The organism is Flavobacterium sp. CECT 9288, from assembly GCF_918731615.1.
Lineage (GTDB): Bacteria > Bacteroidota > Bacteroidia > Flavobacteriales > Flavobacteriaceae > Flavobacterium.
Genome location: NZ_OU957226.1, coordinates 3,065,322 through 3,091,174, shown reverse-complemented (window position 1 = coordinate 3,091,174; position 25,853 = coordinate 3,065,322). Strand labels below are relative to the sequence as shown.

The window sequence follows — 25,853 nt, the reverse complement described above, 5'->3', positions numbered from 1 at the left end:
AAAGCCATTCGGATTGCGAATGGCTTTAATGTGTATGTTGTAAAAAAATTATTTTCCTTTATTAGCCTCTGTGATGTACTTCTCTAAAGCCATAGTCATAGAAGGTGTTGCTGGAGTTGGAGCCAAAATATCTACTCTTAAACCATGATCTAGTGCTTCTTTTTGTGTTGTACTTCCAAAAACCGCTATGCGTGTATTGTTTTGCTCAAAATCAGGGAAATTCATAAACAATGATTTTATCCCGGTAGGACTAAAGAAAGCCAATACATCATAATACACATCAGCAAGGTCAGATAAGTCACTCATTACAGTTTTGTAAAAAACGGCAGGAGTCCAATCAACCTTTAAAGCATTTAGCGTTATTGGTGCATCAGCATTTAATTGATCCGAAGCCGGTAATAAGAATTTTTCGTCTTTGTACTTTTTGATTAATGGGGATAAATCAGCAAAGTCTTTTGGCCCAACATAAATTTTACGCTTTCTGTAAACAACGTATTTTTGAAGGTAAAAAGCAATAGCTTCAGATTGACAAAAATACTTTAAACCCTCTGGAACTTTATAGCGCATTTCATCAGCTACTCTAAAAAAATGATCAACCGCATTTTTACTCGTTAAAATAATTGCCGTGTAATGGTTAAGATCGATTTTCTGTAGTCGAATTTCTTTGGCATTTACTCCTTCTACGTGAATAAAAGGTCTGAAATCAATTTTTACTTTGTGTTTTTGTTGAAGTTCAAAGTAAGGAGAATTTTCCACTTTAGGCTCGGGTTGTGACACCAAAATTGTTTTCACTTTCATATTTAACGTTTTCTAAGCAACCCCTTTTGTAAACCAATAATACATAAAATAATAGGGTGCTATTTCAAAGGCGCAAAGATATAAAATAAAATAAAACAACTTACCGAATATTATATTTTGATAATTTTTTATTGAAATCAAATAAGTTAGTATATTGGCTATCAATATTGTAGCAATTACAGCTAGGGGGAAATTTCTTGAAATTGTATCGTAATAGAATAAAATAATGTTAATAGGAAGTATTAAGAGTCCTATGTAGGTTCGGTAAGTAACTTTTTGAAGGTTAAATTGCTCCATGAATTCCTCTATATTGAAAGATGTAGCAATGATTTTTTCAATAAGATATTTCGATAATATAAAAAATATCAAAAAAGTCACAATTTGGATGTATAAAATCCAATCTGTTTTTGATGCATAACCAAACTGGCTTAACGCAATCTGGATAAAAAAAGCAAACGAAATTATTTGTACAAAAAATAGTGCAACAGTAAAACTACTCATTAAATGACTGCTGTCACGGTATATTTTAATGTATTTATTAGAAAATATAAGATTAGCAAACTCACCAAATCTATTTTCAAATACAGATTTAGTGATTGCTATTATAGCAAATGAAAGAACAAATAGTGCTGTAGCCCAATCTTTGTTCTCAATGATTCTTGGATGAAGTACGGTTTCAATCATAGCCTTGCAAAATTACTAATTTTTATATCATTCTTTTTATTATAATTTTATTAAGGTTGAAATGGCATAAAATGGTTACTTTTGCACTGAATTTAGTTGAAAAAAATGAACGATTGTATAGTTATAATCCCTACCTATAACGAAATTGAAAACATTGAAAGCATCATAAGAGTTGTGCTATCACAACACAAGCTTTTTCATGTTTTAATAATTGATGACAACTCTCCAGATCATACTGCGGACAAAGTAGTGCTTCTCCAAAAAGAATTTGAAGGCCGTTTATTTCTTGAAAAAAGAGAAAAAAAGTCAGGCCTAGGTACTGCGTATGTACACGGTTTTAAATGGGCATTGCGTCATCAATACGAATTTATTTTTGAAATGGATGCTGATTTCTCTCATGACCCAAAAGACTTAGAAAAACTCTACAACGCTTGTCATTTTGGCGATGCTGATTTAGCAATTGGATCTCGCTATGTAACTGGTGTAAATGTGGTAAACTGGCCATTGAGTAGGGTATTATTGTCTTATTTTGCATCCGTTTATGTGCGTATGATTACAGGAATGAAAATTCATGATGCTACAGCTGGTTTTGTTTGCTACAAGCGAAAAGTACTTGAGGAAATCAATTTAGATAAAATTCGATTCGTGGGCTACGCTTTTCAAATAGAAATGAAATACCGTACCTATTGCAAAAAATTTGAGATTGTTGAGGTTCCTATTATCTTTACTGACCGAACAAAAGGTCAGTCTAAGATGAGTAATTCCATCATTGTTGAAGCCGTATTTGGTGTAATTGCTTTGAGATTTAAAAAAATGATTAACACATTATAGAACAGTAATATGAACAAGATTTTAATTAAGAACGCCAAAATTGTAAATGAAGGGGTAGTTTTTGAAGGGGATGTGTTAATTGAAAACGAAATCATTGTTGAAATAGCCGAAAGTATTAGCGCTAAATCTTCTGATTGTAAAATTATTGATGCCGAAGGGAATTTTTTAATTCCTGGAGCAATTGATGATCAAGTGCATTTTAGAGAACCAGGTCTTACGCACAAAGGCGATATAGAATCAGAGTCGCGAGCAGCTGTAGCAGGCGGAATCACCACTTATATAGAGCAGCCTAATACAGTACCTAATGCGGTAACGCAAGAAATATTAGAACAAAAATATGTATTGGCTTCCCAAAAATCATTTGCCAATTATTCTTTTATGATGGGAGCTACAAATGATAATTTAGAAGAAGTTTTAAAAACTAATCCTAAAAATGTTGCTGGAATCAAGATCTTTTTAGGGTCTTCAACCGGAAACATGTTAGTAGATAATGAAGCTACACTCGAAAAAATATTTTCAAGTACTTCCATGTTAATTGCCGTACACTGCGAAGACGAGACTACAATACGCAATAATTTAGCTCAGTATAAAGAATTGTATGGAGAAGATATACCAGTATCAGCCCATCACTTAATCCGAAGTGAAGAAGCGTGTTACATTTCCTCTTCAAAAGCAGTGGCTCTTGCCAAAAAAACAGGTGCTAGATTGCATATTTTTCATCTTTCTACGGCAAAAGAAATGGAATTGTTTACCAATAAAATTCCGTTAGAAGACAAGAAAATTACTGCCGAAGTTTGTATTCATCATTTATGGTTTACCAATGATGATTATGCTACAAAAGGAAACTTGATTAAATGGAACCCAGCTGTAAAAACAGCTCAAGACCGTAAAGTGTTGTGGGAAGCTTTGCTTGACGATAGAATTGATGTGATTGCAACAGATCATGCACCACATACACTAGAGGAAAAACAAAAATCATATCTGGATGCACCATCAGGAGGGCCATTAGTACAACACGCAGTAGTAGCCATGTTTGAAGCTCACCATCAAGGTAAAATTAGCGTGGAGAAAATTGTTGAAAAAATGTGTCATAATCCAGCTAAGATTTTCAAAATCCACAAAAGAGGCTTCATTAAAGTAGGTTATTATGCTGATTTAGTTATTGTTAATGCAGGTTTGCCATGGAGTGTTAAAAAAGAAAATATTTTGGCTAAATGTGGTTGGTCTCCTTTTGAAGGGTTTACATTTAAATCCAGAATTACACATACTTTTGTTAATGGACAATTGGTTTACAATGCATTCAAGGTAAAGGACATTCGCGCTGGAAAACGTTTAGAATTTGAAAGATAATTATCATGATTAAACACTGTATCTCCGTAATATTTTTTCTTCTTTTATTGAGTTGTAAAGACCATAATGGCATTCCTGAACCTGAAAAGCTCATAGAGAAAGATGTTATGGTAGATATCATGTATGAGTTGTCAGTTTTAGAAGCCATAAAATACCAAAACCCGGCCTCTTTAGATTCTTTTAAAATCAATGCAAGTGCTTTTATTTTTAAAAAGTATAAGGTTGATAGTATCCAGTATATAAAAAACACCAAGTACTACGCTGCTGATGATGAGGTCTACAAAACTATGTATGAGAAAGTAATAAAGCGTTTAGAAGCGAATGTTAAAAAAGCTGATTCCTTAGCTATTATTGATAAAAAGAAAGCTAAGGCTAAAAAAAATAAAATTAAGCCAGTTGCTACCACAAAGTCGGATACAGTAAATTAAACTTTTTTCACCGGTTTAATAATCGATTTTAAATAGGGTTTTACAGCTGTAAAATTAAAATTGAGTTGCTGTTTAATTTTATGGTTTGAATAGGTATTTTGGGTGTAGGTTGCCTTTGCAGTAATCTTAGACAACCTTCTTTTGGTTCTAAAAACAACAGATGATATCCAATCTAAACGCCATAAAAGTTCCATTAAAAAAGGGCTCGCATGTGTGTTGGGTCTTTGTACATGCAATGCATCTGCCATAGTATTAAGGACATCTTGAAAAGTAATATTTTCAGCAATAACAATAAAACGTTCGTTTTTTATAGTGCTTTGCATCAATGCTACAACAATTTTTACAACATCTGTAACGGCAACAAAGCCAGACGTTCCTTTTGTATAATATTTTAGTCCTTTTTTTACTTGAGTTAATAATTGACCACTTCCTTGTTCCCAATCTTTGTGATCTAGTACAGGTCCCAGAATAACTCCCGGATTAATAATGATAACATCTAAGCCTTCTTGGTGACCGCGCCACACTTCCATTTCGGCACCATATTTAGAAATGGCATAATCACTATGATTTTGTTCTGGATTCCACTCTGTTTCTTCTGAAATGTATTTTTCGTGGGGTAATAAATCACCAAGTGTTGCTATTGAACTTATAAAGCACAATTTTTCTATACCGTAAGCAATACAAAAGTTTACCACGTTTGCGGTTCCTTCAATGTTTATTTTTCTAAGTTTATTTTCATCCGCAGGGTCAAAGGATATTAAGGCGGCACAATGGTAAACGGTTTTAATATTTTGAAAGGCAATTTCTAAAGACGGAACATCAGTAATATCTGCAGGAACCCATTCTATTTGCTGGAAGAGTTTTTCTTTTTTGTAAAATGCAAATACAGATTTTGTTTTTTCTATTGATGCGTTATTTCTACAAATGGCACGTACTTTTTCAATCCCGATATTTTGGGATTCAATAATATGTAGCAATAGATGTGCGCCTACTAAACCAGTTCCTCCTGTGACTAAAATCATATTGTAAAAGTAGTAAAATCAATGCCAAGGACAATGCCATTTTTCAGCCAAATTAGAGATCTGAATGTGATTTTTGAAACTATTTTTTGTGTTTAAATTAGAAATTAGTGTTGAAATTGCCATTGCCATTGAAATTCTTATCTTTGTAATCACCAAGCCATGTTGGCTGAACCGAAGAAAGTAAATTGATTAATAAAGATGAAGAATTTTATTGAAGAAGTAACTTGGAGAGGAATGCTCCACGATGTTATGCCGGGCACAGAAGAACATTTGATGGAACAAATGCGCGTGGCATATGTGGGAATTGACCCAACTGCCGATTCATTGCATATAGGACATTTAGTAGGTGTAATGTTATTGAAACATTTTCAACTTGCAGGACACAAACCTCTTGCATTAGTAGGTGGTGCAACAGGAATGATTGGTGATCCATCTGGTAAATCTAATGAAAGAAATTTATTAGACGAAGCTACTTTGCGTCACAATCAAGAAGCCATAAAAGGACAATTGGCTCGTTTTCTAGATTTTACTTCGGCTGCGCCAAATGCTGCTGAACTAGTAAATAATTACGACTGGATGAAGAATTTTTCTTTTCTAGATTTTATTCGTGATGTAGGGAAACATATCACTGTTAATTATATGATGGCAAAGGATTCTGTGAAAAAACGTTTGTCTTCAGAAGCTGCTGAAGGAATGTCGTTCACGGAGTTTACGTACCAATTGGTTCAAGGATATGACTTCTTGCATTTGTACAGAGAAAAGAGTTGTACGTTGCAAATGGGAGGAAGTGACCAGTGGGGAAATATCACTACGGGAACCGAATTAGTGCGAAGAATTGCTAGCGGAAAAGCTTATGCATTAACCTGTCCATTGATTACTAAAGCAGATGGAACCAAGTTTGGAAAATCTGAAGGAGGTAATATTTGGTTGGATTCAGTTAGAACTTCTCCATATAAATTTTACCAATATTGGTTGAATACCTCAGATGTGGATGCTGAGAAATACATCAAAATTTTTACTTTTTTATCGAAAGAAGAAATTGAAGATTTAACCGTAAAACACAGAGAGGCGCCACACATGCGTTTGTTACAAAAACGTTTGGCCGAAGAAATTACCGTGATGGTACATTCAGCAGATGATTTAGAAAATGCTATTAAAGCATCGAATATTTTGTTCGGAAATTCAACTTCAGATGATTTAAAACAATTGGATCAAGCAACATTCTTAGATGTTTTTGACGGAGTCCCTCAGGCAGAAATCAGCAGAAACGAAATCGAAGCGGGAATCAATATTGTTGACGTTTTAAACGAAAAAACAGGATTTCTAAAATCGAATGGTGAAGCAAGACGAGCTTTAACAGCTAATTCTATTTCTGTAAACCGTGAAAAAGTTACTGAAGAATTTGTGCTTTCTAGCAAAGACTTAATCAACAATCAATTTGTATTGTTGCAAAGCGGAAAGAAAAATTATTTTGTAGTGAGAGTTGTTTAAGGAGATAAACAAATTATTCTCTATTCTAATTATAAAAAATTCCCAATAACTCAAAGAGTTGTTGGGAATTTTTATGTGGTTTAATCTCTAAAATTGATTTCTACTTTGTTAGTATATATCCATCCAGTAATGATTGTTGGGTCATTAAGTATGATTTTTAAATCCTCTGGGAGCAGAGTTGAGGTTAATTCTTCTTTATTGAGATACAAAAACAAATCAAGATAATGAGTGGTTTTTTGATCTAAAAAATATTCATTGTCTTCAAATTTGTGATACCGGTTTTTATCCCAAGACAATGTTGCAGAAAAGTTTTTTGTTTCATTAGGTTGAAACGTAACAATACTTTCTATGATTTTTTTACTGGTTTTAATTGTTAATTCTTGTTGCTGTTTCAGTAAATAATCAGCTAAACCTTTGCGATTATTTTCTAGGTCTTGCATTATTTTTTTTAATACCGCATCACTTTTTTTAGAATCGAATACAGTATTCGTTTCTATCATTTTTTTTTCTTGAAACAGCCTGTACGAGGGAATCCAAGACGAATAGTTGTACATGTTAGATCGTAGCTCTTTAGTATTTAAAACTAATGAAATAAGACTTTTTGCTTTGTTTTTGATGTGGTAATGTACCGTAAAGATTCGTTCGCTAGTAGATGTATCGTGATGTGTTATAGAATCTATTTGAACTTCTATATCGGTGTTTTGCGCATTGGTACATAAACCAACGAGTAAAAAAAATGTCAAGAATATAGTTCGCATGCTCGCAATAAGTAATAAAGATTAAAGAACCATCAAGTTACACCCACGAATATCTGAATTATCAAAACGTCCCAATACTTCAAAAGAGTTGTTGGGATTTTTTTTGCCCAAATCCTGAGTAGCGATAAACGAACAAGAATTAATGTTAGCCAAATCAATCACGTTGATTCCACCTGTTTTACCGTCTGGAATATAAGTCAAAGCATCTTCTGTATCGCGAACCAGTATTTGCATCCAAGCAGGGCACTCAAACACACCATTTCCCAAGGAGTAGGCTTGTGATAGTAATTCGGTCATACCATATTCTGAATGTATGGCTGAAACGCCAAAACCTTCACAGAGTTGATCGTGCAGTTCTTCCCGAATCATTTCCTTTCTTCGTCCTTTCATACCACCGGTTTCCATGATGATGGTAGAGCCCCCTAACCCCCAAAGAGGGAATGAAATAGATTTTGAATATTCTATCAAATCTAATAGTGCAAAAGTAACACCAATCAGAATTACATTTTGACCAGCTTTCTCTAAAGTGATAAGTTGCGTAATCAACTCATCATGATTGTTGAGGTAAAAACCGCTTTCAGGATGATTGGAAAGTTCAATTAAATCCTTGACCATGTAAATTAAGGATGAGCCTTCTCTTTCCAGATAGGAGGGAAGCAAAGCTAAAACAACATAATCTTCAATGTTGCCATAAAATTCTGAAAATCCTTTGCGGTAGCTTTCTTCATACAATGTAACATCAGTAACAAGATGTTTGCTGGTGATCATTCCTGTTGTTCCACTGCTGGTAAAGGTTTCTTGAATTTCATGGGTATTAGAAATTACTTCATGACTCTTGAAAAATTGTATAGGCAAAAACGGAATTTGTTGTATAGATTTTACTTTGTGAGGATCTGTTTTAAGAAAATTACAAAACTCATGATAAACTTTGTTGTTTTCGTATTGGTAACGAAAAACTTTTAAAGCAATTTTTTCAAATTGTTTTTGACTAGAAATAGTAAATATATCAGTGGTTGTGATCAAGAATTTTTTTTGCAAAAGTATGAAAAATTTAAAAAGGTCGTTTGTTTATCTGTCTTTAGAAAACGTATGCTGTTTGGTATTAAAAAAAAAGCTCCAAAAAATGGAGCTGTAATTTTATATTTCGAATGAATTACCGAATTATTAATTTTCTAGTGGCAGAACTTTCTTTTTCGTTAATTTTTATAATGTATACTCCAGAAGACAAATTAGACACATTCAGTTCTTTAGAGCTTAGCACCGTTTGTAAAACTTTTTTACCAAGTACATCAAAAATTATGATTTCTTTATCAAGGTCATTCTTAGTGGTAATGTAAACTTTACCATTACTCACAGGATTTGGGTACAAACTCAATCCCTCAATAGTAGAGGCAGTTTCTTGCAATTTTGGTTGCTGTTTATTGTCTTGCGCATAAGTGCTTGCAGAGAATAAAAAGACCAATAAAATCAGGGTATAAAAGTAGTTTTTTGCCATTCTTACTAATTTGATTTGTAAATATACAAAATATATTTCAAATAGTGTACCAAAAAAAATGCCTTTCGTTATGAAAGGCATTTTGAATTAGTTTAAGAGGTGATTATTTGATCAAGCTTACTCCATCAACAATTGCCCATGCTCCTGCAGTTAAAGTAGCGCCAGTAGATGTAGTACTTGTTGTGTAGTTTCCTGTAGGGAAAGCAACTGTAAAAGTAGTTCCTACCCCAGCGAACTGAGAAGTGCCATCATTGATTTTTACATTTAATAATTTGATTTTACCACCGGTAACTTGGTTATCAAATGTTGCTTTATCTTGTATTCTCACTGCGGTAGAATTAGCAGTAGTATATCCTGAGATAACTACATTTGAGTATTCACCATTTCCGTCTTTTTTGAATTGGATCGCATCGTATTCAGCAGCTGAAGATCCTCCTTCAGTTACAGTACCTGCAGCTCTAGTTAATGTGATGTTGCTTACTTTTGGTCCAAAAGCATTGTTTACAGATTTTGCTTCAATTTCCATTCCGTAGTTTCCAGTTGCAACTTGGTAAGCCAACCAGTTTGTATTTGCATCACCTCTCCAGCCATCTTGCCAGTCAAAAGAATCATCAAAGTTACCGTATGAAATTAAGTTTTTAGCACTTACAGTTCCACCGTAAAATTCAAAACCATCATCAGCACCTTTGTAAGCTACTAAGTTTTCTAGCACAGTTCCTGAACCAACTGAATAGAATGAGAATCCGTTCATTTCACTAGTGTTGTCAGTTAATTTTTTTCCAGCATATTCTACTCTTACATATTTCAAAGAACCACCATTGTGAGCAGTGTTTGTTCCACCGTAAGCTAAGTTGTTTCCGTCTTCAGAAGTAGCAGTTGTTACACCATTTGCACCTACAATTGGAGCGTCTCCAAACATGATGATTCCTCCCCAAGATCCAGGAGTTTTAGAAGTTTCTGTAAATACAACTGGTAATGCAGAAGTTCCGTTTAAGAATAATTTACCACCATTTTCTACTAAAAGAGCATCAGCCGTTCCGTCAGCAATACTAGCAGTAATTGTAGAACCCGCCTCTATTGTTAAAGAACCTCCACTTTTAATTTTTACAGTTCCTTGTATAGTGTAGTTTCCTAATGGATATGTTTTTGCAGTAGTAATGTCTCCAGTTATAGTTCCAGTAGGTATTGGTTGTGTAGTGATTTCTTCATTATCCGATGAACAACTACCTAAAGACAAAGCTACGATTGATAAGCTTAATACTAATTTTTTCATTTTTTTTATTATTTTGTTGTTGTGATTATTTGATACAAATGTAGCGACGACATTGGATAAGAAAGTTAACGTAACATTATAATACTATTGCCAAAATTTGAACATTATGTAAATTTTATGTAAAGCCATTTTTTTAATTTGAGGAATTTGTATTCAAAAAAAAACTGCCTTAAAAGGCAGTTTTGAATTAAAATGTATAAGATAGATTTAGAGAAATTCCCCTACCTCTTTTAAAGCTCTCTAACAACAATGAATTTTCGTTGATAGTAAATCGGTTTTCTTTACCCAATTCCATTTTATACAATGGATTTAGTAAATTATCTACAGCAAATTTAGCATCAATATTTTTAGTTATTTTACTTGTCCAAACAAAATCTAATTTATGAAATGGCTTTTCGTAAATGTTATCCATTCCTGCAGAACCTACTGCAAAAATTCGTGGGCCATACACTCCATAAACTAAAGACATTGAGTTTTTCATAATTTCATTGAATTCAAAGTCATATTTTAAATCCGAATTGATAATCCACTCAGAAGCTCCTTGCAATTTACGGCTTGGATTGTTCTCTAATGATGTGTTACCAAAGTTAACTTTTACATCGGTCTTCATTAATGATGTATTCAATCCAAATGAAAAATTAGCTAGTGTTCGAGACAATCTGTTTAATTGTAATAGCATTTCAATTTCTGCTCCATATAATAAAGCTTCTTTAGAGTTTTGGTAAGTCATTAATTGACCACTACCTCCTGCTCCTGCAATGAATATTCTTTCTATTGGGTTTTGAATTTGTTTACCAAATAAACCAACAGCAAACAATTCAGTGCTTTTTGGGAACAATTCATATTTTGCATCAAAATTGTAATTGTCGCTATTTTTTAAATTTGGATTACCTAAAAGAGATTTTCCATCTGGACTTATATATTGAAGTGGCAATAACTCCATTGTAACTGGTCTAGTGATGGTTTTAGAACCATTAAAACGCAAATTACTATTTTCAGTAAGCTCATATTTAGCATTAACAACTGGTAAGAAATCCAATTTTTGATCATTAATGTTTTTGTATGGACCATTTATTATTTGACCTATAGATCTGAATTTGATTGTTCTATCTGAATTTTCTAAACGAACACCTGCATTAACTTCTAATTTTTCACCAAAATTATGTAAGTAATTAACATACCCAGCATTTACAATTTGGTTTAATTTTACTTTGTAATCTGCATTTGATTCCTCACGAACTGAAATAATACCGTTATTAATATCATCAACTATGAAAGAGTTAATGCTATTAACAGGAGCGGTGTAGTTTTTGTTTACAGAGCGTAATCCTGAGAAAATACGATATGTTGATCTCAAGTCATTTTCGAAAACATTATACCCTACTGTTAAACGATTTGATTTCCCGTTTTCTTTCTCATCAAATTTAAGATTGTATTCTGCCAAACCAGAGAAATAGTAATTTCCTTTGATGTCTAAGTATTGTCTGTTCAAATGATTTCCACCATAAGAGGTGTTTATTTCAGTTGGAGATACTTTCTCACCAATTATAAATTTACGATCAGGTTGTTCATAACCAGTTCTCACAAATGACCCGCCTAATTTCAAAGTGTGTTTTTCGTCAGAAGTAAGTTTTACATTTCCTAACAATTGAGTGTTAATGTAATCAGATTGGTCAAATTGGTTTGTACGAATCAAAATGTTTGGGTTGCTCGCTTGATTGTTAGTGTAACCTAATTGATCGATTATTCTGCTATCTGTTGAACGCAAGTAGAAAGAGTTTAAACCAATGTCAAAACGTTTTGCTTTATAGTTGATCGCTGCCAAAGCCGATGCATTAGTTTGATAACTATAACTTTCTTTTTGTAAATTATTGTCATAATCACCTGCGCCAAGAATAAAAGTGCGGTCAACTCCTTTACGTACCACATATTTATTATCTCCATTGATAGAGAAGGTGTAATTAATTTTGTTGCCATTATCTAGATTGAATTTTTCAGAATGGATAAATCCGAAACTAGTATTCAAAGGACTAGAAGTTTCATCAACGTTCCAAGTATTTTTTTTGTAAGTTGCATTGTACTCATCTGGAGTAAGTTTTTTACCTGATGGTACACTGCCAAATGCTGAACTCAATTGACGATCTTTTCCATTTAATCCAAAATAACCTTGAGAGTTGTTTGCTTCACTGTGAATCAAAAAGTCAGAACCGTTGTTTTCAGTAGTAAATCCAGCGCCTATAGAAACTTTAGTAATACTTTTAGCCTGAACGGTTTCTATATTTACAGTTGCGCCAGCAAAATCTCCAGAAATGTTTGGATTAAATGTTTTGTAAACATTTAAAACCCCTACGATATCTGTTGGGAATAAATCTAATGGGATGATTTTAGTAAAGGGGCTGTTAGACGGAGCTTGTAATTCGTTAATCAATAAATTATTGTAACGATCTTCCAAACCTCTTACGAATAAACCTCTAGATTCTACTTTTGTAATTCCGGTGATTTTTGTTAAACCTTCTTCTACGTCACTTACTCCCTTACGAGCCATTTCCTGCGCCCCAATACTTTGTTTGAATACAATAGCTTTTTTTTGATCTAAAAGTATTGCTGTTTCTTTTTCTCTGTTTACGGTAGATTTTACAATAACATCCTCAAGTTTGTAACTTCCAGAACCTAGGGCTTTATTGATTGTTACTGTTTGATCTGCAACTACTGTTACAGGAACTTCTATGGATTCATAACCCACAAAACTTAGTTGTAAGGTGTAGCTTCCAGGTTGGATTTTTATGGTATATTTACCATCTACGTCGGTATTGGTTCCTATTGTTGTTCCTTTGATGAGAACATTAGCAAATGGTAACGATTGATTATTAGCATCTTTGTCTGTTAACGTTCCAGTAATGGTACCTTTACTTTGTGAGTAAGAGATTGCTGTAAGTAATAACGTGAGAAATAATAACTTGAATTTCATTTTGTTTAAATTTTTTGCAAAGTAACGGTCATAACGCAAAACTTGAGTTACTCATTTGTTAACCTTATGTTGTGTTTATGTTTGCAAAATTCATCTAATATTAAATTATAGTTAACAGCTTTCGTATGCTGGTTTTATGTTTACATTTACATCTCAAAAATAATTTTTGAACCCTTATGAAGAAAAAAAACACCAAGATTCTACTGGTTGATGACGAACCAGATATTATCGAGATTGTAGGATACAACCTCTCACAAGAGGGGTATCAAATTGTTACAGCTACAAATGGTAAAGAGGCTATTGCTGTGGCCAAAAAAGAAATTCCAGATTTAATTATCATGGATGTGATGATGCCAGAAATGGATGGAATGGAAGCTTGCGAAAACATTAGAAAAATACCTGAATTAAATAATGTATTAATTACTTTCTTGACTGCGCGTAGCGAAGATTACTCTCAAGTTGCTGGTTTTGATGCAGGAGCTGATGACTATATTAACAAACCGATTAAGCCAAAGTTGCTTGTAAGTAAGGTAAAGGCATTGTTAAGAAGGTTAAAAGAACAAGAAGTTAATAGCGAAACGCTAAACGTGGGCGGTATTGAAATTAACAGAGAGGAATACAAAATTGTAAAGGATAATATTGAAATTGCTTTGCCAAGAAAAGAATTTGAATTGTTTTACCTTCTTGCCTCAAAACCGGGCAAGGTTTTTAAAAGAGATGAAATTCTTGATAAAGTATGGGGTAACGAGGTAGTAGTAGGGGGAAGAACTATAGATGTTCATATTAGAAAACTACGCGAAAAAATAGGTGAAGATTTGTTTAAAACCATTAAAGGTGTTGGATATAAGTTTGAGGTGTAAATGACAATCAATTTTAAAAAAACATACCGTTTTGCTGTAAAATCAGCGCTGTACATTACTTTATTTTCTACTATTTTAGTTAGTTTTTTGACTCATCTTTTCTTTAGATTTTCAGTACAATTCATATTGCTTTTTGCTTTTTCAATTGCTACTTTTTCTTTTTTGGTAATACAATATAGAGTAGAACGTTTTATTTACAAGAAAGTAAAGAAAATATATGATGATGTTTCTTTATTAGAGTCTAGTACTTTTAGAAACCAGCCTATAACCACAGACATGGCTACGCTCACGCGTGAGGTTAAAAAGTTTGCAACAGATAAAAAATTAGAAATAGAAACTTTGAAAGTTCGTGAAGAGTATCGAAGAGAATTTTTAGGGAACGTTTCTCATGAGTTAAAAACTCCTTTATTTACTGTACAAGGGTACTTATCTACCTTGTTAGATGGTGCCATGAATGATAAAACAATTAGAAAGAAATATCTAGAGCGTGCCGAGAAAGGGGTAGAAAGATTAATCTATATCGTACAGGATCTTGACATGATTTCAAAACTAGAAATAGGAGATTTGAATCTTGAAATGGGAGAATTTGACATTGTAAAACTGGTTCAAAATGTTTTTGATTTGCTGGAAATGAAAGCATCCAAAAAAGATATTTTACTTATGTTTGATATGCGCTATAATAGACCCATAATGGTTTATGGTGATCAAGACAAAATTCAGCAAGTTGTCATGAATCTTGTGGTGAATTCTATAAAATACGGTAAAATAAAGGGTTCAACTGAAGTAAGTATTGAAGATTTAACGGATGAAAAAGTGATTGTAAGGGTCACAGATAACGGTGAAGGAATCGAGAAGAAAAATATCCCGAGACTTTTTGAACGTTTTTATAGAGTGGATAAAAGTGGTGCAAGAACCGAAGGTGGATCTGGCCTAGGTTTGTCTATAGTAAAACACATTATAGAGGCACATGAAGAGAGAATCTATGTTGATAGTACCTATGGAGTGGGATCTGAATTTTCATTTACAATTGAAAAGGCTAAAGCTAAATAGATATATGATGTTCAATAGATAAAGAAAACCGACACTTGTGTCGGTTTTTTTGGTTAACGTATAAATTACGGGTTAAAAATTTCAAATAAAGTTGCCCATTCTATTCTAGATTCAGACCTTGGTAATCCTTTGTAATCATGGACCATTTCTAAATCACTAATTTTAAAATTATCCTGAGTCGCATAAGGGACAAGTCCTTCTTTCATTAATTTTTTTGCTAAATATTCTTGCTCATATTGACCGGGTGTAGGAATAAAAAAAGCTTTTTTACGAAGCACCGCTAAGTCCATTATGGTAGTGTAACCAGATCTACAAAGTACTATTTCACTTTCGTTAAAAACGTTTTCAAGTTCTACAGAATTCATGAAATTAAAGTAGGTAACATTATCTTTTATAACTTTAGTTTGTTGTGGGGCAATATTTCCTTCAATAAAAATGGCTTTACCTTGATAATTTAAAATTTCTTTTTTCAAATAGTTTTCTAATAATCCTCGTTGCGGTTCTGGACCTGAGAGAATAATTAATAAATCATATTTTTTGGGAACCAGTTTTTTTTGTAAGCGGCTTATGGGGCCTATGTATTTTATTTTTGGATTAAGAACCTCAAGATGACCTAAATTTCCCGTAAGGTTTATTGTTCCTTCATAATCTGGTACCCAGCATTGCTTATATTTATTAAAGATGTATTGGTGAATTTTACTGGTTATCCAAGTCGTATTTCCAGTTAAAACATTTAATTGATGTGTGATATAAACTGATGGTACTTTTTTATCAAAAACTCCAAGGCGATTATCCGATAGTATACCATCAATTTGATATTGTTCAATCCAGCCCCGAACAATTTTTCTTTCGGTACGGATTGCTTTTAATGTCTTGAAACTATTTTGAATTAATTTCCACTTGAAATTCTTCCCTTTTTTTGCATATTCAATTTCGTACGATGGCAGCTCTAACGTTTTCAAATCCGGAAATTCTTTTCTAAGTAATGCTAGAGCAACTCCATCAGATGCTATTATGGGAGTAAAATTGTTTTCCATTAATGCCTTTATGATCGGAATACATCTAGTGGCGTGTCCTAAACCCCAATTAAGCGGTGCAATTAAGATAGTTTTAGTGCTGTTATTGTTATTCATTTCAAAATTGTATCAAATGTTTTGTAAGTGTAAGATACATTGAAACACTTCTTTTTTGTATTTGTAAAACATTACCAAACTATTAAATTAAGGTAATACGCTATATTTAGCTTTAAAACGCATCATCAAAATCATTTTAAAAATGGAGATTAGCAAATTTAAAACGTTTACTAAAAGCAAAAGCTATCCCAAGAGATAGCTTTTTTTATATAGTTTTACTATTACTTATTCTTGTATATAAGTTTTATTTCCGTTAGAATTGATGTAGTATTTACCACCTCTAGGACCAGTATATACTTTTTTACCATTGTATTCGCCAGTTACTTTGTCAGCTACTTTTGGTGCTTTTTCAGTGGTTTCTTTTACTTTTTTAGCAGTAGCAACTTTTTCTTTAGTAGCATCAGCTTTGGCTTTAGCCTTTGTAACTTTTTCTTTTACTGCTTCTGTTTTTTCTTTGGTAACGTCAGCTTTGGCTTTAGTCTTTGTAACTTTCTCTTTTACCGCTTCTGTTTTTTCTTTAGTGGCATCAGCTTTGGTTTTAGCCTTTGTAGCTTTCTCTTTTACTGCTTCCGTTTTTTCTTTAGCAGCATCAGCTTTGGCTTTAGCCTTTGTAGCTTTCTCTTTTACTGCTTCTGTTTTTTCTTTGCTTGCAGCGGCTTTTTCTTTAGCTTTAGTAGCTTTTTCCTTAGCAGCTTCCTTTTTTTCTTTGGCTGCTTCTGCTTTAGCTTTCGCTTTACTTGCTTTTTCTGTAGCTGCTTTTGTTGCTTTTTTCTCAGTTGCTGTTTCTTGTGCGTAAGTACTTAAAGAGAAAATAAAAGCCATACACAACATTAATAACTTTTTCATAGGGGTTTTGTTTTTTGTTTAATAATATAAAAATAGCGAAAAAAATGTTTTAAAATCAATTCGTAATTCAATATCGTATAATTGCTTAAAAATAGGCTCTTAGTTGAACGTTTCCAGTGTGTATGGCATTGCTTTTTTCACTTTTTCGGCCTTGATAATTGATGTTTATGTCTAAAAACTGAGTAATATTTTTTTGCAAAAGCAATCTCCATGTTAAGTTTTGTCCCGTTTGTAGTCCCTCAAGCATTTGAAATCCTACTGCAGAAAGTTCGTTTCCTATAAATTTATTTTGATATAAAGATAATTCTCCATTCATTGTTATTTTTTTTGCTCCAGCAAATGAAAAGGATGTCCCAAATCTACTTTGAGTGAGCGTTTCCTGCGCGCCGATTGTATTTTCTTTTTTTTGCAATTCATAAAATAATTCCCAACTGGTATTTTTTGAAAATAAGTAACTAATTTTTGGTGTCCATTGGTAACCCGAAAGATTGAAGTTTTTTTCTGGGAAATTTTCAGATTTTAAAGCAGATTGTATTGTTTTTGTAAAAACACCAAAAAGCCAATTTTTTTGGTATAAATGATTGTATTGCAACTGATGTGAATAGTTTGAAACTTCCTGTGAGCCAATGGATGATAGGTTTGTAGTTTTACTTTCTAGATAGGAATAGGTAACGGAATGTTTTTGTTTACCTCTGTTGTAAAACAAACTATTTCTAAAATTATAGTTTAAACCCAAAACATTTTTAGTAGCATTAGAAAACGGATTTAATTCAAAATTTGCACCATCGTTTTTCACTTTTCGATCTAATAAAAAGGTAGTTTGGTTGTAAAAATTAGAGAGGAATTTTCTAAATCCTTTATTATTTTGCCATATTGTAGGGTTCCACGTAATGGATTGAGAAAATTTATTTTGATGGGTTTTTATAAAAATGCGGTTAGGTAAAAACACTCTTATAAACTGTGCTTGATCAACAAAAGGCGCCACTTCAAATTCCTGTAGCTCTTGAATACCATTGTTATTGTAATCGTTCCAGGTGTAAACTCCTTGTCCTGCCGCAACCTCTAAGTAGGTGAATTCTTGTTGCGGAATCGTACCAGAATTAGTCTCAAATACAGTGTTGCTTACCAATAATTGTTTCAAAAACCGATCTGTGTAAATAATCCTTGAGTTGAGTGTAGATTCTTTTTTTTGTGTATTTGTTTCAAAGTCTAACACTCTATATTGAGATACAATTGACAAGTCACTTTTTGCGGTTTGAATTAGTTTTGTTTTTAGTGCAAAGGTTTGAGAGGTATTTACTCTTTGAATCAAGTTGTTTTGTAAACTGTCATTGCTACGCTTTAAATAGCCTAGCTCTACAAAAACTTTAGTACTATCACCGCGACCAGCAAAAAAGCCGTATTCTTTAAATTTTTGGCTCAAGGCCGAAAACTGGAGCGTATTAGTGTCTTTTTCCTTATTGTCTTCTGTTCGAAGGGTTGTGCCTATCCAGTTTTTTTTGTGATCATAACGCATTTGGAATTGATTTCTAAAAAATTCAGATTGCGATTTGTTCGACTCACTTTTAAGAAAACTTCCCCTATTTTTAAAACTCCATTTTTTTAGTTGGAAAGCACCATTTACAACATGTTTTCCTCCTGAAAAACTATCTGAAAAATCTAGTTTCTCGTATTGGTACACCAAAAAGCCTTTTTTTGAAGTCAGTTTTTTAGGATTTAAATTTAGTTTCACACCGCTAACTAGTAAACTTTGATTTCCAGTTCCATTAGTTCCAATATTCCAGTCTCTATCAAATTCAATATTGTAAATGCGCTCCACAGATTTAAAATTGCGCTGTATAAATTGATAGTTTGCAAAAACATCCATTTGCCATTTTTTTGAAAAAAGACGTTGCTGTCCATTTAATTTTCCTGCAATTCCTTTGTTGTCATTGTCTTGAAGTGAAGAAAATAAATTTTTATCAGTATTACTTACCCCCATTTCTGCTGCTATCATTGTTTTATCACTAGGGTTGTATTCACTTATGAATGTAGCTACTTGCGTTTTTGTGGGAGCAACAAGTTGAATAGTAGCTTCGTAATTACCTTGTGGGATTCCGTTTATTGGGGCTACATATTCAAACACACGGGTGATGGTGGCGGTATTTGCAACTATATAATTTCCGTTATTTGGGCCAACTTGTGTAAAACGGACATTAAATAATTCTTGCTGATCCTTATTTGAATATTCAAAGAAAGTTACTCCATTTGCAATTACTTTTTTATAGAGTACTTTATTTTCATCAAAGCTATCAACATACTCAGATGGTGCTATCATCAATTGAGGATTGTCACCTGCCTGAGTCAAAATTTGTGCTTGTTCTTGAGTAAGGTTTTGTTGTAAGGGTTGGTTTTTCAAATCATTCTCAGAGTACAAATAGCCTTTTAAACGCCATTTTTTATTCTCGTGTGTTGCCCTTGCATAGGTTACAAATCGGGTGTAGTTTTGATCAGAGTATTGGTATTCAATAGCAATTCTCATTTCAGAGGTTATGGTAAACAAGGGTGTAAATACAATCTCTCCCGCATTGTAATCAATGGTGTAGTCATTATTCTCACCTCGTTTTAATAAAGTGCCATTTACATATACGCGCTCCGATCCAGAAACTACTAGTACATATAACTCTCCGTTTTGTCCTTTTAATTTATAAGGACCTTGGTTGCCTTCTTGTCCTACGATATCACTTTTTGCATATTGTCCTCTTACTAATGCTGCTGATGCAAAGAGATCGGTTTTGTAATTTTTATTTCCAAACTGGATTTTTGTAGAAAGTCCTTGCACTTTTTTATTAAAGTTTAGGAATTGGGTGTTTTTGTTTTCCAAGAAAATATCACCCGCTCTAATGTTCCAATCTTTGCTATACAGCTCCATGAAAACATTATCAAACTGATCTAATTTTTGAGAATACCCACCGTCTTGAAGCGGAATATTACTATCTTGAATGGAGGCTCTCAAGCTTACTTTGTCGGATATTTTGCCTGTTATTTGTAAGTCAAGGTTCGATCCAAATACTGCATTTTGATTGTTCCCTATGGTAATTCCTCGGGTGATACTTCCAGAGGTATTTAGTCCATCAAAAGGAACTGTTTTGTTATTGTTTTTTTTATCTATGGTGTATAAGGTTCCCTGTAACGCCGTATTGCTCACAATTTTATTCGAATCAAAAACTTGGTATACCTTAGTGAGTATCTCGGGAAATTTTAAATACTGCACGGTCAAGGAATCCCGCTCTATTAGCAAAGGGGATTTCAATAGTAAAATTCCTTTTGTGAAATTAATTTCAAAAAAAGTGCTGTCTATTTTTTTACCATTGGCGTCAAGCAGTTTAAAAAAGTGCGGGTTAAGACTTTCTTTTTCAATATAAAGAGTATCCTGAGTTCTAGCTATTTTTTTTGTTTTGTACAAGGAGTTGATTTCCTGCGCCTGTAGACCAGAAAAGAAAATCAAAAGAAAGAGAAACAAGATTTTTTTTAGCATAAATACTATAACTCACAGGAATCAAAAGTAGTATTTATAATTTGATAATAAGTATCCAAAAAACGGGTAGTATGTAGTGGTATTATCCTGCTACTCCTAAATAAAAAGGGAAGTAACTGCATGTTATACTGCACCCCAAAGTTTAGACAAATTTATAATTAATTTTGATAATAATGAGCTCGATATTGTATCGGGCTCATTCCTTTTAAATTGAGTTTTATTCTTTCATTATTGTAATATTTGATATATTGTATAATTTCAGTTTTTAAGTGGTTTATGTCTCTAAATTTCATAATATAAAACAGTTCTGATTTTAATATTCCAAAGAAGTTTTCAATAATTGCATTATCCAAACAGTTTCCTTTTCTAGACATACTTTGTACTAATCCTTTTTCTTTCAATAGTGTTTGATATTGTTTCATTTGATATTGCCAGCCCTGATCTGAGTGCAGTATTAGATTGGTATTATTAGGTATTCGTTTAAAAGACTTTTTAAGCATGTTGGTTATTTGATTAAAATTAGGTCTTTCAGATAATTCGTAACTTATTATTTCTCCATTATATAAATCAATAATAGGTGATAGATATAATTTGTTGCCTGAAACATTAAACTCTGTTACATCAGTTGCCCATTTTTCATAGGGATTTGCTGCTTTAAAATTGCGTTGTAAAATATTTGGAGTTATTTTTCCTTGTTCGCCTTTGTAGGATTTGTATTTTTTAACTCGTATTAAACTTTTCAATCCTAAACTTTTCATCAATCGTAATACTGTTTTGTGATTAATTATAATTCCCTTTTGTCTGATTACTAAAGTAATACGACGATAACCCAATCTGCCTTTATGGTGATTGTAAATCTGCTTAATCAATTCTTTAATATCCTTGTATTTGTCAACTAATTGACTTCTTTTTTCATAGTAATAATAACTACTTCTGACCATTTTCATACAATTGAGTAGAACCTCTAAATCGTATTTATGCCTTAATTCCATTATGGTTTGAGCCTTTTGTTTTGCTTGGCTTGTTCGGCTTGAACTAAGGCATTGAACTTTTTTAAAATTTCGTTCTCTGCTCGTAAATATTCAAGTTCTTTTAGAAGTTCTTCTTCTCTGGTTAATGGTTTATCTGTTTTTCGTTGCTTTCTCTTAAAATTCATAGTTACAGGTCTGCCTTTAGGTTTATCTTGTAAACCTGCTGCTCCTTCAATTTCGTATTTTCTTTGCCAACTTGTTATAGTTGACTCTCTTGGAATATTAAAAGTTAAACAAGCTTTACTCAAAGATATTGACTTATTTTCAATAGCTCGTAGTACTTTCAGTTTAAAGTTTATACTATAGTTTTTGTTTTTCTGTCTTGGTAAAAGACCCTCATTTCCAAATTCAATATAAAACTTAATCCAGCGATCAAGATTAGAACTTGATATACCATTTTCATAGGCTACCGAATAAACCGAACGATGTTTTCTTAGAACTTCTGCCACACAGCGAAGTTTAAATTCATAATTGTACTTGACTTTTCTTTCCATAAAAATGCCCCCAAATAGCGTCTAACTTTTTGGGGGCAGTTCATGTTATTTCCCTTTTTTTCTATTCTTAAACTTCTTTTGTAACCACTTGCATGGTCTCGCGGCTTACTTGTTTGAGTAAAACAATTTTGTTTTCTTCAACTGTTTTTGCAGCATTGTCATTAAAATGTCTAATGGTGTACAAGGTTACATTTTGCTCGTAATCTACTTTGAATTTTTTTGATAAAATGGCATTGAGCGCATTAAAATTATCAAATTTATCTTCAACACATACAGAGAAACTGATGGCCGAGTTTTGGATTAAATTTACTTTTATTTTGAATTGATGAAACAACGCAAAAATCTCACTGATGTTTTCTTCCATAATAAAAGAGAAATCTATAGAGGAGAGCGAAATTAATAATTGGTTTCTTTTTACAATAAAACAAGGTAAATAGGGCTCTAGATCCACTCCTTTTGAAACACTAGTCCCTTTTAGTAATGGGTTAATAAATGATTTTACAAATAAAGGAATTTCCTTTTTCTGTAAAGGTTGTAACGTTTTTGGGTGAATGACAGTAGCGCCATAAAACGCAAGTTCAATAGCTTCTCGATATGAAATCTGGTTTAATAAACTAGCATTCTCAAAATACCTTGGGTCAGCATTCATAACCCCAGGTACGTCTTTCCAGATGGTTACGCTTTCAGCATTTAGGCAATAGGCAAAAATGGCAGCAGTATAATCAGATCCTTCACGACCTAGTGTTGTTGTAAAATTATTGGGGTCAGAACCTAAGAAACCTTGTGTAATATTCAGGATTTGTCGTTTTACATTTTTGGCAATATTAGCTTGTGTCAAGTCCCAGTCTACTTCAGCATCTCGATACGTAGCATCAGTTTTTACAAAATTACGAACATCGAGCCATTGTGTTTGAATGCCCATAAAATTCATGAAATGACTCAGAATAGTGGTTGATATCAATTCGCCAAAGCTTACAATCTGGTCGTAAACAAAATTGTAATTAGGAGATTTATTGTGTGCCAAAAAATATTCTAAATCACTAAATTGTGCATTTACGGCAGCAAATACTTCGTTTTTTTCATCTTCAAACAAATCGATCAAGATTTGATTGTGGTATTTTTTTACTTCTTGAACGGATGAATTTAATTCAGTTGATTTGTCAAAATAATTTTTTATGACAAGTTCCAATGCATTAGTAGTTTTGCCCATTGCAGACACGACTAATAATACATCCTCATAACCCACTGTTTGTAAAACGCTGTACACGTTTTTGATTCCTGCCGCATCTTTTACTGATGCACCTCCAAATTTGAATACTCTCATATTTTCTTAAATCACAATTTTTAAATTCTAAATTGAAATCAGAATTCTATTTATCTTTAATTTTTTAATTCCCTATTTGTGTCTCTGAATTTGAATATTTTATTTCAATTTGTCAGATACAAATTGGTGTATACCTATTTCATCCATTTGTACTACATGCCAATCTCGCAATACTTTGGCTCCTGATTTTTCGTAAAAATCAATTGCTGGTGTATTCCAGTCCAGAACATTCCATTCTACTCTTCGCACTTGGTCTTTCTTACCTTGCTTTAAAATTTCAGAATATAAGGCATAACCTAATCCCGTTCCTCGCATGCTTTCCTTTACCACTAAATCCTCTAAGTGAATGATTTTGCCTTTCCAAGTTGAATACCGGTAGTACCACAAGGCGATACCTACAATTTCCTTTTCTGAAGTACTTTCTGGCGAGTCTGAATCAATCTCTGCAACAAAAACATAAAACAGCGGCACAGCTCCAAAACCATCTCGTACTAAATCTTCAACGGTAATAAGGACTGCATCTGGTTCTTTTTCAAACAATGCTAGTTCTTTGATTAAACCTAAAACGGAAGGCATATCTGCCGGAGTACCTTTTCTTATTATCATGGCGTAGTTGTATCTATTAATTATTGGATTATTTAATGGATATTTTTCTATTTCTTGTTTTTAAAATCTTACAAAGATTCCATTGTGTTATTTTAATTAAATTGCTTGAAATCACAATTAAATTAGCTTTAAAACTAAAAAAAATATAGTTTATTTAGCAAATATACAATAGTGGTAAACTAAGTTCATATTATTGAAATCATTTTCACAAAAAAAACGATATTTGTGACTTCAAAATAACTACAACGATTTCGAAATGGAAGAACGCAACAAGACTTTAGGAGAATTTATTATAGAGAATCAAAATGCTTTTCAATATTCGTCTGGTGAATTATCCCGAATTATTAACTCAATTAGGCTTGCCGCCAAAGTAGTAAACTATAAGGTAAACAAAGCCGGATTAGTTGATATTGTGGGTGCTGCAGGCGAGCAAAATATACAAGGAGAAGACCAACAAAAACTGGATGTTTATGCCAATGACGTTTTTATTCAAACCTTAATTAACCGTGAAATTGTATGCGGTATTGCCTCTGAAGAGAACGATGAATTCATCACTGTTGAAGGTAGTGATAACAGCCACAACAATAAATATGTGGTATTGATGGATCCTCTTGATGGCTCTTCAAATATTGATGTAAACGTATCTGTGGGGACTATATTCTCAGTGTACAGAAGAATTACGCCAATAGGAACTCCAGTTACAATGGAGGATTTCTTGCAACCAGGAATCAATCAAGTAGCCGCAGGATATGTAATTTATGGAACATCAACCATGCTAGTGTACACAACGGGTCATGGTGTAAATGGGTTTACATTGAATCCTGCTATTGGGACTTTCTATTTGTCACACCCTAATATGAAGTTTGCAAAAGACGGTCATATTTACTCTATCAATGAAGGGAACTACATTCATTTTCCACAAGGGGTTAAAGATTATATCAAATACTGTCAGACTGAAGAGGAAGATAGACCTTATACTTCCAGATATATCGGTAGCTTAGTTTCGGATATTCATAGAAATATTATCAAAGGCGGAATTTATATCTACCCAACTAGTTCAAAAGCACCTAATGGTAAATTACGTTTATTATATGAATGTAATCCTATGGCGTTTATTGTGGAGCAAGCTGGAGGTAAAGCTTCAGATGGTTTTGGAAGCATCATGGAGATTACTCCAACCGAATTGCATCAGCGTGTTCCTTTCTTTTGCGGAAGTTATAACATGGTTGAAAAAGCCGAAGAGTTCATGCATAAAGCAAAATTGAGCAAATACTAAAAAGCAAAAAGCTTCCAGGATTACTGGAAGCTTTTTTATTTAAATGCAAGTGCAATCTATTTGTGCATGTTTTGCATTTCCTCAAGGAAAGTGTCAGAGTCTACCTCTTTGTCAACAAGTTTTAAGGCTTTGTCAATGATGTAATTTACATTATCAGTATTGAACCCTAATGCTACACCTATTTTTCTCAACAAAACTTCTTGTTGATCTCCTAAATGATGATCAACGTGAACGATTCTGGCTAAATCATACAAACGCTCTAATCTTTGCTCGTGTAAATACGGTGGATTGATAGGGTAATTCAAAGGATTTTCTAAAATTTCCTCATACTCTACTGCTGATATTTCTAGGCGAAGTGCTAGTTTGTCTAAAAATGCTTTTTCTTCTGGTGAAAATTTCCCATCAGTAAGCGCTACGCGAACAATTGACGCAAAATGACCTTTGTTTCTTTGCTTAAATTCGCTATCAAATAAATCTGAAAATGACATAGTTGTTGTTTTTTATACTACAAAGATATATCTATTTTTAAATTAATAATTTTAATTTTTGTTTAATTTTTTTCAGATGCAAGAGTCAATTGCGCTTGTTTTTAGGTAAAAATGTAATCTAAAAATACGT

General features: G+C 32.9%; 23 protein-coding genes. 7 read left to right on the top strand and 16 right to left on the bottom strand.

What is annotated here, in order from left to right; translation table 11 throughout:
* Positions 1-48: 48 nt before the first annotated feature.
* Positions 49-798: a uroporphyrinogen-III synthase gene (locus LQ189_RS13660; protein WP_086453847.1), complete on the bottom strand. Its 750-nt coding sequence runs from the start codon at positions 796-798 to the stop codon at positions 49-51.
* Positions 799-810: 12 nt separating this feature from the next.
* A complete protein-coding gene (locus LQ189_RS13655; protein ID WP_230157887.1) occupies positions 811-1,482 on the bottom strand; it encodes a DUF4271 domain-containing protein in 672 nt (223 codons plus the stop codon).
* 105 nt (positions 1,483-1,587) lie between these two features.
* On the opposite strand from LQ189_RS13655, the gene LQ189_RS13650 reads away from it, so the two are divergent.
* The 3 genes from LQ189_RS13650 to LQ189_RS13640 are packed head-to-tail and all read left to right on the top strand — an operon-like array spanning position 1,588 to position 4,091.
* Positions 1,588-2,313 (top strand): polyprenol monophosphomannose synthase, encoded by a 726-nt coding sequence (locus LQ189_RS13650; protein WP_230157886.1) that lies wholly within the window; start codon positions 1,588-1,590, stop codon positions 2,311-2,313.
* Positions 2,314-2,322: 9 nt separating this feature from the next.
* Entirely contained in the window at positions 2,323-3,663 is a 1,341-nt protein-coding gene (locus LQ189_RS13645) for a dihydroorotase (protein WP_230157883.1), read from the top strand.
* A 5-nt stretch (positions 3,664-3,668) separates the two neighbouring features.
* The gene (locus LQ189_RS13640; protein WP_230157882.1) at positions 3,669-4,091 is read left to right on the top strand and encodes a DUF4296 domain-containing protein; all 423 of its coding nucleotides are present in this window, start codon (positions 3,669-3,671) and stop codon (positions 4,089-4,091) included.
* Here LQ189_RS13640 and LQ189_RS13635 read toward each other — a convergent pair.
* The gene (locus tag LQ189_RS13635; protein ID WP_230157880.1) at positions 4,088-5,113 is read right to left on the bottom strand and encodes an NAD-dependent epimerase/dehydratase family protein; all 1,026 of its coding nucleotides are present in this window, start codon (positions 5,111-5,113) and stop codon (positions 4,088-4,090) included. The two genes, LQ189_RS13640 and LQ189_RS13635, sit on opposite strands and share 4 nt — an antisense overlap.
* Before the next feature lie 198 nt (positions 5,114-5,311).
* Here LQ189_RS13635 and tyrS point away from each other — a divergent pair, with 198 nt between their 5' ends.
* Positions 5,312-6,604 (top strand): tyrosine--tRNA ligase, encoded by a 1,293-nt coding sequence (gene tyrS / locus LQ189_RS13630; protein WP_230157878.1) that lies wholly within the window; start codon positions 5,312-5,314, stop codon positions 6,602-6,604.
* Between the two features lie 80 nt (positions 6,605-6,684).
* On the opposite strand, the gene LQ189_RS13625 is transcribed toward tyrS, so the two are convergent.
* The 5 genes from LQ189_RS13625 to LQ189_RS13605 all read right to left on the bottom strand — a co-directional run bounded on the left by LQ189_RS13625 (position 6,685) and on the right by LQ189_RS13605 (position 13,098).
* The gene (locus LQ189_RS13625; protein ID WP_140344600.1) at positions 6,685-7,347 is read right to left on the bottom strand and encodes a hypothetical protein; all 663 of its coding nucleotides are present in this window, start codon (positions 7,345-7,347) and stop codon (positions 6,685-6,687) included.
* 36 nt (positions 7,348-7,383) lie between these two features.
* Positions 7,384-8,385: an acyl transferase gene (locus tag LQ189_RS13620; RefSeq protein ID WP_230158684.1), complete on the bottom strand. Its 1,002-nt coding sequence runs from the start codon at positions 8,383-8,385 to the stop codon at positions 7,384-7,386.
* A gap of 130 nt (positions 8,386-8,515) precedes the next feature.
* Complete coding sequence (locus LQ189_RS13615) at positions 8,516-8,857, bottom strand: T9SS type A sorting domain-containing protein (RefSeq protein WP_230157876.1); 342 nt, start codon at positions 8,855-8,857, stop codon at positions 8,516-8,518.
* A 103-nt stretch (positions 8,858-8,960) separates the two neighbouring features.
* Positions 8,961-10,130 carry a hypothetical protein gene (locus tag LQ189_RS13610; protein WP_086455488.1) on the bottom strand — a complete coding sequence of 390 codons (1,170 nt, stop codon included), beginning with the start codon at positions 10,128-10,130 and terminating at the stop codon, positions 8,961-8,963.
* Positions 10,131-10,317: 187 nt separating this feature from the next.
* Positions 10,318-13,098, bottom strand: a complete 2,781-nt coding sequence (locus LQ189_RS13605) for a TonB-dependent receptor (protein ID WP_230157874.1) — start codon at positions 13,096-13,098, stop codon at positions 10,318-10,320.
* A gap of 176 nt (positions 13,099-13,274) precedes the next feature.
* Between LQ189_RS13605 and LQ189_RS13600 the strand changes: the two genes are divergently transcribed.
* Together LQ189_RS13600 and LQ189_RS13595 are read left to right on the top strand one after the other, a co-directional pair.
* Entirely contained in the window at positions 13,275-13,958 is a 684-nt protein-coding gene (locus tag LQ189_RS13600; protein ID WP_086452859.1) for a response regulator transcription factor, read from the top strand.
* Positions 13,959-15,008 (top strand): cell wall metabolism sensor histidine kinase WalK, encoded by a 1,050-nt coding sequence (locus LQ189_RS13595; RefSeq protein WP_230157872.1) that lies wholly within the window; start codon positions 13,959-13,961, stop codon positions 15,006-15,008.
* 65 nt (positions 15,009-15,073) lie between these two features.
* On the opposite strand, the gene LQ189_RS13590 is transcribed toward LQ189_RS13595, so the two are convergent.
* The 7 genes from LQ189_RS13590 to LQ189_RS13560 form a co-directional block, all read right to left on the bottom strand.
* Entirely contained in the window at positions 15,074-16,141 is a 1,068-nt protein-coding gene (locus LQ189_RS13590; RefSeq protein WP_230157871.1) for a glycosyltransferase, read from the bottom strand.
* 225 nt (positions 16,142-16,366) lie between these two features.
* Positions 16,367-16,987 (bottom strand): hypothetical protein, encoded by a 621-nt coding sequence (locus LQ189_RS13585; RefSeq protein ID WP_230157869.1) that lies wholly within the window; start codon positions 16,985-16,987, stop codon positions 16,367-16,369.
* An 85-nt stretch (positions 16,988-17,072) separates the two neighbouring features.
* Positions 17,073-20,504, bottom strand: a complete 3,432-nt coding sequence (locus tag LQ189_RS13580) for a hypothetical protein (RefSeq protein ID WP_230157867.1) — start codon at positions 20,502-20,504, stop codon at positions 17,073-17,075.
* A gap of 158 nt (positions 20,505-20,662) precedes the next feature.
* Positions 20,663-21,586, bottom strand: coding sequence for an IS3 family transposase (locus tag LQ189_RS13575; RefSeq protein WP_230158597.1), 924 nt, complete (start codon positions 21,584-21,586; stop codon positions 20,663-20,665).
* A complete protein-coding gene (locus tag LQ189_RS13570; protein WP_255667772.1) occupies positions 21,496-22,029 on the bottom strand; it encodes a helix-turn-helix domain-containing protein in 534 nt (177 codons plus the stop codon). The genes LQ189_RS13575 and LQ189_RS13570 overlap by 91 nt, the downstream gene beginning before the upstream one ends.
* A 67-nt stretch (positions 22,030-22,096) precedes the next feature.
* Complete coding sequence (locus LQ189_RS13565) at positions 22,097-23,353, bottom strand: aspartate kinase (RefSeq protein ID WP_230157864.1); 1,257 nt, start codon at positions 23,351-23,353, stop codon at positions 22,097-22,099.
* Positions 23,354-23,452: 99 nt separating this feature from the next.
* Positions 23,453-23,959, bottom strand: coding sequence for a GNAT family N-acetyltransferase (locus LQ189_RS13560; protein WP_230157862.1), 507 nt, complete (start codon positions 23,957-23,959; stop codon positions 23,453-23,455).
* Between the two features lie 256 nt (positions 23,960-24,215).
* Here LQ189_RS13560 and fbp point away from each other — a divergent pair, with 256 nt between their 5' ends.
* Positions 24,216-25,235 (top strand): class 1 fructose-bisphosphatase, encoded by a 1,020-nt coding sequence (gene fbp / locus LQ189_RS13555; protein WP_230157861.1) that lies wholly within the window; start codon positions 24,216-24,218, stop codon positions 25,233-25,235.
* 56 nt (positions 25,236-25,291) lie between these two features.
* Here the strand turns inward: fbp and LQ189_RS13550 are convergent, their stop codons facing one another.
* Positions 25,292-25,723 (bottom strand): TerB family tellurite resistance protein, encoded by a 432-nt coding sequence (locus LQ189_RS13550; RefSeq protein ID WP_086452867.1) that lies wholly within the window; start codon positions 25,721-25,723, stop codon positions 25,292-25,294.
* Between the last annotated feature and the right edge of the window lie 130 nt (positions 25,724-25,853).